The sequence below is a fragment of the Streptomyces colwelliae genome (genome assembly GCF_048158785.1).
GTDB lineage: Bacteria > Actinomycetota > Actinomycetes > Streptomycetales > Streptomycetaceae > Streptomyces.
The window spans coordinates 1-1,943 of record NZ_JBLTJC010000739.1 but is presented as its reverse complement, the minus strand read 5'-3'; the positions used below and the strand labels follow the sequence as shown (position 1 = coordinate 1,943).

At 71.3% G+C, this 1,943-nt stretch carries 2 protein-coding genes and 1 tRNA gene; 1 reads left to right on the top strand and 2 read right to left on the bottom strand.

Features of this window, described 5'->3' with window-relative positions; all coding sequences use genetic code 11:
• Positions 1 to 1,071, top strand: a 1,071-nt coding sequence (locus ACNFOC_RS53870) for a M6 family metalloprotease domain-containing protein (RefSeq protein ID WP_416966239.1), incomplete at its 5' end; no start/stop codon positions are given.
• 57 nt (positions 1,072 to 1,128) lie between these two features.
• Here the strand turns inward: ACNFOC_RS53870 and ACNFOC_RS53865 are convergent.
• Together ACNFOC_RS53865 and ACNFOC_RS53860 are read right to left on the bottom strand one after the other, a co-directional pair.
• Positions 1,129 to 1,202: transfer RNA gene (locus tag ACNFOC_RS53865), tRNA-Lys, on the bottom strand.
• Positions 1,193 to 1,807: a bifunctional DNA primase/polymerase gene (locus tag ACNFOC_RS53860; RefSeq protein ID WP_416966238.1), complete on the bottom strand. Its 615-nt coding sequence runs from the start codon at positions 1,805 to 1,807 to the stop codon at positions 1,193 to 1,195. Before ACNFOC_RS53860 ends, ACNFOC_RS53865 begins: the two co-directional genes overlap by 10 nt.
• Positions 1,808 to 1,943: the final 136 nt, after the last annotated feature.

Below are 1,943 nucleotides of genomic sequence, written 5' to 3'. Positions count from 1 at the left end.
GTGATGATCTTCCTCTCCTGCCCCGACGCGACCCCGCGCACCACCCCCGCCGAACTGGCCGCCGACCACTTCCCGGCCACCACCCGCTTCTACGAACGCGCCTCCTACGGCAGGTTCACGCTCCGCCCGCACCCGCTGCGGAACTGGATCCGCATGCCGCACCCCTCGACGTCGTACGCCATGCAGCGCGACTGGAACCCGGTGAACCGGGCCGCGTACCTCCGCGACGCGCTCGCCGCCTCCGACCCCGAGGTCGACTTCTCGCGCTACGACATCGTCTACTTCGTGGCCGATCCGGACGCGCCCGGTGTGGACTCGGACGCCACGAAGGTCGTCAACCTGGACACCCCGCTGCGGGCCGACGGCACGGACGTCCGGCGGGTCGTCACGGTGTTCGAGAAGCACCCGCCGGACCGGCTCGTCCTCGCCCACGAGACGGGCCACGTCTTCGACCTCCCCGACCTCTACCACCGGCCGGTGGACGGCAAGGGTGACTGGGACACGTACGTCGGCGACTGGGATCTGATGGGCAGTCAATTCGGCCTGTCGCCCGACCTGTTCGCCTGGCACAAGTGGAAGCTGGGCTGGCTGGATCCGCGCCAGGTGGTGTGTGTACGGGGGACCGCGCCGAAACGGCTGACCCTGGAACCCCTGTCCGCGGGCCCTGGCACCTCCCCGGCCGGAGCCCCGGCGGGATCACCGGCGTTCGGGCTCGGCCTCGGGACCAAGCTGGCGGTCGTGCGCACCGGGACCGACAGCGCGCTGGCCTTCGAGGCGCGCAGTCCCGTCGGCAACGACAGCACGGCCTGCAAGCAGGGCGTCCTCGTGTACCGGGTGCGCGGCGGCGCGGCCTCCGGGAGCGGCCCGATCGAGGTCGTCGACGCCCACCCGCGCACCGAGGCCTGCTGGGAGACCTCGGTCTACCCGCCGCTCGCCGACGCCCCGGTCTCCCTCGGCGAGAGCTTCACCGTGCCCGGCGACAACGTGAAGGTGGAGGTGGAGGGGCGGACGGCCTCGGGGGCGTGGACGGTGACCATCACGCCGGGGGAGCCGGGCGAGGCCGGAGGCTGATCCCGAGTACCGAGCACGTCAAAGGGCCCCTCGTTCTCACGAGGGGCCCTTCACAGGTGCGCCGCCAGGGACTCGAACCCCGGACCCGCTGATTAAGAGTCAGCTGCTCTAACCAACTGAGCTAGCGGCGCCTGCTGACGTCGTAGACCTTAGCATCCTGATCCGGGGGAGGAAAAATCGATATGCGCACGGCGGTCCGGGCCGCGCGCACGGCCGCCCAGAGCAGGATTTCCGCGCCCGGAAGCCAGGGCCGACGGGTGTCCGGAGCGACCAGCCAGCGCGAGTCGAACGGGGCCGGCGATGCCCCGCCGGCCAGCGCCGGGACGGTCACCGCGTCGCCCCTGCCGTGACACAGCAACGGCGGGACCGACCCCGTACGGCTGTGCTCCCCGGGGTGCGCGCCCCACTCCTCCCAGCCCAGCAGCGACTGGAGCCGCTGAGCCGTACCGGGGCCGGCGAACAGGAGCATCCGCCCCCGGTACGTCGCGACCGGTCCGGACCCCGGGCCCTCCTCCCACAAGCGGTCGACCATGCGGCGTCCGAAGACCGCCGGGGCGCTCACCACGTCGAAGGCGGAGCCGCAGGGCAGGACGACCGGGGCGTCCGGCCGTTCCTTCCAGAGGGCGAGGGTGCTGCGCGGATACGTTCCTGCCGAGGCGAGCCAGGCGGCACCGTCCGAGGTGACGCCCGAGATGTCGAAGCGGTCGGCGAAGGGCTCATCCTGAGTGCTGCTCATGCCTCATAGATCTACCGGCAGTGAGCGTCCGGTCTCTGACGGTTGCCGGAAATCGGGACAGGAGGGGTCGGGAGGGAGTATCTTGCCCGACCGGCATATGCCAGAAGTTCTTTCCGGTGACGGGTGGGGTGTGGGG